The sequence below is a fragment of the Vibrio sp. OPT46 genome, assembly GCF_015163535.1.
Lineage (GTDB): Bacteria > Pseudomonadota > Gammaproteobacteria > Enterobacterales > Vibrionaceae > Vibrio > Vibrio alginolyticus.
The window spans coordinates 1-272 of sequence record NZ_JADDYG010000293.1 but is presented as its reverse complement, the minus strand read 5'-3'; the positions used below and the strand labels follow the sequence as shown (position 1 = coordinate 272).

Below are 272 nucleotides of genomic sequence, written 5' to 3'. Positions count from 1 at the left end.
TTAAGCGCTTCGTTCACAGATTTGTATGCATCTGGTAATTCAATGTATTTACCAACCATACCGATGGTTACTTCACCAGTAGGATTTGCTTCTTCGTAAATAACCTGTTCCCACTCAGAAAGGTCAGCTTCAGGAGCTGTGATGCCAAAGCGAGCACACACAAGGTCATCTAGACCTTGAGATTTAATCAACTGAGGGATCTTGTAGATAGAGTCTACATCCTTCATTGAAATTACTGCTTTTTCTGGAACATTACAGAACAGTGCGATTTT

1 pseudogene is annotated in these 272 nt (G+C 40.4%); it reads right to left on the bottom strand.

Annotated elements, in window-relative coordinates:
* Positions 1-272 (bottom strand): annotated as a pseudogene (gene pyrG, locus IQR33_RS13310) (CTP synthetase); the annotation flags it as partial.